This is a genomic window from uncultured Spongiibacter sp., assembly GCF_964011655.1.
GTDB classification, from domain to species: domain Bacteria; phylum Pseudomonadota; class Gammaproteobacteria; order Pseudomonadales; family Spongiibacteraceae; genus Spongiibacter; species Spongiibacter marinus.
This window is the reverse complement of record NZ_CAXGPO010000039.1, coordinates 21,435-27,653: the sequence shown is the minus strand read 5'-3', so window position 1 is coordinate 27,653 and position 6,219 is coordinate 21,435. Positions and strand designations below refer to the sequence as shown.

The window sequence follows — 6,219 nt, the reverse complement described above, 5'->3', positions numbered from 1 at the left end:
CCCCTCTTATGCGCGCTCGCAGAGCTCGCTAGTGGCGAAGAAGTATGCAATTTCACGCGCAGCAGACTGCTCAGAGTCAGAACCGTGTACTGCATTGGCATCGATAGACTCGGCGAAATCCGCGCGAATGGTGCCTGCTTCCGCTTCCTTCGGGTTAGTCGCACCCATCAGCTCGCGGTTTTTCAAAATTGCGCCTTCACCTTCAAGCACCTGCACAGTGACAGGACCAGAGGTCATGAAGTCAACCAGAGCGGGAAAGAATGGACGCCCTTTGTGCTCAGCGTAGAAGCCTTCGGCTTGCTCGCGGCTCAAGCGCAGCATTTTTGCCGCGATGATTTGCAGGCCCGCTTTTTCGAAGCGGCTGTAAATCTCACCGACAACGTTTTTGGCAACTGCATCGGGTTTTACAATGGAAAGGGTGCGTTCAACGCCCATTTGAGTATCTCCAGCTTAAAGTTCAAAAATTGGGGCAAGCCCCCGAAAAATCGACGGAATTATACGCGTATTCGCCCCAAATAGGTACGCACTCGCTGCGCTGGGCTCAGGCACAATTACCGAGGGCTAGTCGCGCTCGTCCAGCCACGCCGCTTGAATCGCCTCCAGCACTTTCTCGCCACTGCGCTTGGGGTCATCATCGAACTCATCCAGCTCCACAACCAGGCGGTGCAGATCCACAAAGTTAATGTATGTTGGGTCGATATCAGGGTGCTTTTCGGCGAGCTCAATGCCGATATCCAGTACATCCGTCCATTTTATGCCCATGGTTTACTCCCCTTGCGACACATAAAATCTAGTGGCGTTCAGACACCATATTGATGGTGTAACGCGGTATTTCGACCACGAGGTCTTTATCCGTTACTACTGCCTGGCAACTGAGCCGGGATTCCGGCTCCAGCCCCCAGGCCTTATCCAGCATATCTTCTTCAAGCTCGTCAGCTTCGTCGAGTGACTCAAACCCTTCGCGAACGACAACGTGGCAGGTCGTGCAGGCACAGGACTTCTCGCAGGCGTGTTCAATATCGATACCATTGGCTAGCATGGCGTCGCAGATGGTCTCGCCGCTGGCAACTTCCAGCACCTCACCTTCTGGACAAAGCGTCTCGTTTGGCAATACAACTATGCGCGGCATGATGCGCTCCTTACAGTTCGTCTACTCGCCGTCCGGCGAGGGCTTTTTTGATACTCGCGTCCATGCGGCGCTCGGCGAAGGTTTCACTCGCAGCGCCTACAATTTCTATTTGGCGGGCGATACTCGCCGCAGTGCCACTGGCTTTTTCATTGTGGAGCTGCTCCATCTTGGCCAGCAGCTCACGCTGCTCTTCTTCACTGAGCAAAGCCTCGCCGTCGGCGAGCAATGCCGCAGATAACGACTGCAACAGCGCCTCTGCTTCAACCTGTTGCTCGCGGAGCGCACGCGCTTCTTTGTCTTCGCCGGCAGCGTCGAACGACGCCGTCAGCATATCGGCGATATCGGTGTCGCTTAGCCCGTAAGAGGGCTTAACTTGAATCTGACTCTCCACGCCGGTGGTTTCCTCTCGGGCCGATACTTGCAATAAACCATCGGCATCAACCTGGAAAGTCACCAGTATCCGCGCAGCGCCGGCAACCATCGGCGGAATACCGCCAAGCTCGAAGCGCGCCAGTGATCGGCAGTCGTCGACCAGCTCTCTCTCGCCCTGCACCACGTGAATGGCCATGGCCGTTTGACCATCCTTGAAGGTGGTAAATTCCTGGGCCATCGCCACCGGGATAGTGGTGTTGCGATGAATCACCTTTTCGGTCAAGCCGCCCATGGTTTCAATACCCAAAGACAGGGGAATGACATCGAGAAGCAGGGTTTCGTCGCCGCTGCGATTACCCACCAGCTGGTCCGCCTGCGAGGCCGCTCCCAGCGCCACCACTTTGTCCGGGTCAAGGTCGACCAACGGCTCACGGCCAAACCACTGGGCGACACGTTCGCGCACACGCGGTACCCGCGTCGAGCCGCCGACCATCACTACGTTAAGAATATCGTCACTGCTTAGCTTGGCATCACGCAAGGCTCGCTTGCAGGCACGAATCGCGCGGTCAATTAAGGGGTCCACCAGCGTATTGAATTGCTCTCGCGCTAATGACAGCGTCTGTTCAGCAACACGCAGCTCTGTCGTCTCTGCGCTGGTCAAGCATTCTTTGGCGGCGCGGCAGGCATCAAGTAATTGGCGGCGCTGGCGCGCATCGAGGTTCGACTCGCCGGTCTGCTCCATTACCCAGGCAGCAATAACTTGGTCAAAGTCGTCACCGCCCAAAGCAGAATCGCCCCCCGTGGAAAGCACTTCAAAGACGCCTTTACTCATCTGCAACACAGAAATATCGAAGGTGCCACCACCCAGATCGAAAACGGCAATGGCGCCCTCTTCTTTCTCATCCAGGCCGTAGGCAACAGCGGCGGCAGTGGGTTCGTTAAGCAGGCGCAACACATTCAGTCCGGCCAACCTGGCCGCATCTTTGGTTGCTTGGCGCTGACCGTCATCAAAATACGCAGGCACCGTGATCACAGCCCCCTGAAGCTCACCACCTAAACTCTGCTGAGCGCGCTCAGCCAGCGCGCGAAGGATTTCTGCAGACACTTGCACAGGCGAGCGCACTCCCGCGCGCGTATTCAAGCTCACCATTCCCTCAGTATCGATCAACTCATACGTTGACAACTGTTCGGTGGCACTGACATCGGCGTAGCTACGCCCCATTAAACGCTTCACTGACGCCAAGGTATTGCTGGGATCTGCTGCCGCAAACGACTGCGCCTCGTCCCCCACAATCACACTGCCGCTGTCCGCGTAGTGAACCACGGAGGGCAGCAGTGCACGCCCTTGCTCGTCAGCCAACACTTGCAGGCTGCCGTTTCGGAAGGTGGCAACAAGGGAATTCGTCGTCCCCAAATCGATACCCACTGCAAGTTTGCGTTGGTGGGGCTCAGGGCTTTGCCCCGGCTCAGAGATTTGCATTAACGCCATATTGTCTTTCCATTTGCTGCGGTGAACGGAGCTAAAAATCCAGCAACTCGCCTTCTTTTTGTTCCGCTTCGTAGCGCAGCTTTTCTAAGAATTGCAGCTTGGCATAACTCGACTTTGCTGCATCGTAGTCACCAAGCTCATAGAAGCCTTGAAATTCTTGCCGTTGAGACGTCAAGGCATTATCCACATCGGCATAAAAACGATCGAGCGCCTGCTCCGGGTCTTCCGCGTCATGCAAGTCCGACAACTCCTCGCGAAGCTGCATTTGCTGCATTAGAAACTCAGGATCCTGGAAGGTGGTGGCACTGGTGTCGACGGCATGCCCCGCCAGTTTGAGCATATAGGCCGCCCGCCGAGTTGCCGAGCGAAGCGTTTCGTAAGCTTCGTTGATTTGCGCCGACTTCTGCACAGCCAACAAGCGCTGGCGCTCGTCACCACCGGCAAAACGGTCTGGGTGAACACTGCACTGCAACTGCCGATAGCTTGCCGTCAACGCGGTCTGGTCAATGTCGTACGACTTTTCCAACCCAAGCAAAGTAAAGAAATCCAGTTGAGAGCCCTCACTCACGATTCACCCCATGGCGAAAAAACGCCGCCCCAAATACGCAAAAGGCGCGATCGGCATAAACCGAAACGCGCCAGCAGATGCCGACAAGCCTGTTAAACGGTAAAACTTTCCCCGCAACCGCACTCTGCAGACACATTCGGATTATTAAACTTCAGGCCCTCATTGAGCCCTTCTTTAACGAAGTCTAACTCCGTACCGTCGAGGTAGACTAAGCTCTTGGGGTCAATAAACACCGACGCCCCAAAGGCCTCAAATACTTTGTCTTCCGCCTGCACTTCATCGACGAACTCAAGCACGTAAGCCATACCGGAACAGCCTGACGTGCGCACACCTAAGCGAATTCCCAGACCGCGCCCTCTGCCAGCAAGCTGGCGCTTTATATGCTCAGCGGCAGACTCTGTCAGCGATATTTTCATTGCTTCAGCCACCATGCGACTTAAGCACCCTTCTTCTTGCGGTAGTCCGAAATGGCAGCTTTGATTGCATCTTCTGCCAACACTGAGCAGTGAATCTTCACCGGCGGCAGCGCCAACTCTTGTGCGATCTCGGTGTTTTTAATGTGCTCGGCTTCATCGAGCGTTTTGCCCTTCACCCACTCGGTAAGCAGTGAGCTAGAGGCAATGGCCGAACCACAGCCATAGGTCTTAAACTTGGCATCTTCGATAACGCCTTCGTCGTTGACCTTGATCTGCAGACGCATAACATCGCCACAGGCAGGCGCACCCACCATGCCGGTGCCAATTTCATCACTGGCATCATCAAACTTACCGACGTTACGCGGGTTCTCGTAATGGTCGAGTACTTTTTCACTGTAAGCCATTTGTCGTCCTCCTCCGGAGCTACCTTAGTGGGCAGCCCATTCAATGCTGTCTAAATCAACGCCGTCTTTGTACATATCCCAAAGAGGAGACAGCTCTCGCAATTTGTCTACCGCTTTGCGCACCTGCTCAACGGCATAGTCCACTTCCTCGTCGGTGGTGAAACGGCCAAACGAGAACCGCAGTGAACTGTGCGCCAGCTCATCATTCAAACCCAACGCGCGGAGCACATATGAGGGCTCCAAGCTGGCCGAGGTACACGCCGAGCCTGAAGACACCGCCAAGTCTTTCAGCGACATAATCAGTGACTCCCCTTCAACAAAAGCCAGGCTAATGTTGAGGTTGCCCGGCAAGCGCTGCTCCATAGAGCCGTTCACATGAACCTGCTCAATATCTTTGAGGCCATTCCAAAAGCGCTCGCGCAGTGCCAGCGAGTGCGCGGCATCTTTTTCCATTTCCTGGCGGCAAATTTCGCACGCCTCACCCATACCCACTATTTGGTGGGTCGGCAGGGTACCAGACCGCATACCGCGCTCATGGCCACCACCGTGCATCTGCGCTTCCAGACGCACACGCGGCTTGCGGCGCACGTAGAGCACACCAATGCCCTTGGGGCCATATAGTTTGTGAGCCGAAATGGACAGCAAATCGACCTTCATTTCCGCCAAATCGATAGGCAGTTTACCCGCGGTTTGCGCGGCATCGACGTGAAAGACAATTTTGCGCTCGCGGCATAATTCGCCGATCGCCGCGATGTCGTTAATTGTGCCGATTTCGTTATTGGCGTGCATGATGCTGACAAGCACAGTGTCGTCGCGCAGCGCCTGCTCCACTGCCTCTGGCGTAATAATGCCATCGGCATTCGGGTCCAAATAGGTCACATCAAAACCTTCGCGCTCCAACTGGCGACAGGGGTCAAGAACCGCCTTGTGCTCAATCTTCGAGGTAATAATGTGCTTGCCCTTCTTGCTGTAGAAGTGTGCCGCACCTTTAACCGCCAGGTTATTGGACTCAGTTGCACCCGACGTCCAAACAATTTCTCGCGGATCAGCGTTGAGTAGATCAGCTACTTGGCGACGCGCATTTTCTACCGCTTCTTCCGCCTTCCAACCAAACAGGTGAGATCGCGACGCGGGATTGCCGAACACGCCTTCAGTGGTCAGGCACGCCATCATCTTTTCAGCAACACGCGGGTCTACCGGCGTGGTTGCGGAATAATCCAGATAAATTGGCAACTGCATATTTCTCTCCTCGTATCGGGGCGCCGTATCGCCCCTCGCGCCACAGCGCGTTTGAATGCTTAATCGATGGCGGTAAGCACGATAGTTTGCTCGGATTCGCCGCGCAGCCGTTGCCGCGCCGATACCGCCTGTACATCTCTACGCTGTACCAAGCTCGCTAGACTGATATCACTGAGAAAATGATGAATCTGCTCGCTTAAATCAGACCACAGGTGATGCGTTAAACAGGTGTGACCGTCCTGACAATCGCTCTGCCCAGAGCAACCCGTGGCATCGACCCGCTCGTCCACGGCGTCGATAATTTCGGCCACAAAAATCTCTTCACCCGGCCGACTTAAGCGATAACCACCACCAGGGCCGCGTATACTCCGCACCAACTCCCGGCGCCGCAGCTTTGCAAACAGCTGCTCAAGGTACGACAAAGAAATATCCTGACGACTGGAAATATCAGCCAGGCTGATAGGGCCTCGGTCGCCATACAGCGCCAAGTCGAGCATCGCAGTAACTGCGTATCGTCCTTTCGTCGTTAATCGCATAAACGTACCTAATCTCCGTAGGGAGATTATGCAATAACCTAGTATTTCTATCAACTATTTACCCGA

Annotated in this window: 9 protein-coding genes; all 9 read right to left on the bottom strand. The window is 55.1% G+C overall.

The genetic code is table 11. The features are described 5' to 3' along the window. Nucleotides 1-6: 6 nt before the first annotated feature. Nucleotides 7-435, bottom strand: coding sequence for a nucleoside-diphosphate kinase (gene ndk, locus ABNS66_RS13935; RefSeq protein WP_027873633.1), 429 nt, complete (start codon nt 433-435; stop codon nt 7-9). A 126-nt stretch (nt 436-561) separates the two neighbouring features. Next, on the bottom strand, nt 562-762 hold the full coding sequence (iscX, locus tag ABNS66_RS13930) for a Fe-S cluster assembly protein IscX (RefSeq protein ID WP_027873632.1): 201 nt from the start codon (nt 760-762) through the stop codon (nt 562-564). 28 nt (nt 763-790) lie between these two features. Continuing rightward, nucleotides 791-1,129 (bottom strand): ISC system 2Fe-2S type ferredoxin, encoded by a 339-nt coding sequence (fdx, locus tag ABNS66_RS13925; protein ID WP_027873631.1) that lies wholly within the window; start codon nt 1,127-1,129, stop codon nt 791-793. A 10-nt stretch (nt 1,130-1,139) separates the two neighbouring features. Then, entirely contained in the window at nt 1,140-2,990 is a 1,851-nt protein-coding gene (hscA, locus tag ABNS66_RS13920; protein WP_286840103.1) for a Fe-S protein assembly chaperone HscA, read from the bottom strand. Between the two features lie 31 nt (nt 2,991-3,021). Then, a complete protein-coding gene (gene hscB, locus ABNS66_RS13915) occupies nt 3,022-3,558 on the bottom strand; it encodes a Fe-S protein assembly co-chaperone HscB (RefSeq protein ID WP_286840101.1) in 537 nt (178 codons plus the stop codon). A 92-nt stretch (nt 3,559-3,650) separates the two neighbouring features. Beyond that, a complete protein-coding gene (gene iscA, locus ABNS66_RS13910) occupies nt 3,651-3,974 on the bottom strand; it encodes an iron-sulfur cluster assembly protein IscA (protein ID WP_027873628.1) in 324 nt (107 codons plus the stop codon). Between the two features lie 20 nt (nt 3,975-3,994). Next, complete coding sequence (gene iscU, locus ABNS66_RS13905; RefSeq protein WP_204995927.1) at nt 3,995-4,378, bottom strand: Fe-S cluster assembly scaffold IscU; 384 nt, start codon at nt 4,376-4,378, stop codon at nt 3,995-3,997. Between the two features lie 24 nt (nt 4,379-4,402). Then, the gene (locus ABNS66_RS13900; RefSeq protein WP_204995928.1) at nt 4,403-5,617 is read right to left on the bottom strand and encodes an IscS subfamily cysteine desulfurase; all 1,215 of its coding nucleotides are present in this window, start codon (nt 5,615-5,617) and stop codon (nt 4,403-4,405) included. Between the two features lie 59 nt (nt 5,618-5,676). Further along, the gene (iscR, locus tag ABNS66_RS13895) at nt 5,677-6,153 is read right to left on the bottom strand and encodes a Fe-S cluster assembly transcriptional regulator IscR (protein ID WP_027873625.1); all 477 of its coding nucleotides are present in this window, start codon (nt 6,151-6,153) and stop codon (nt 5,677-5,679) included. Between the last annotated feature and the right edge of the window lie 66 nt (nt 6,154-6,219).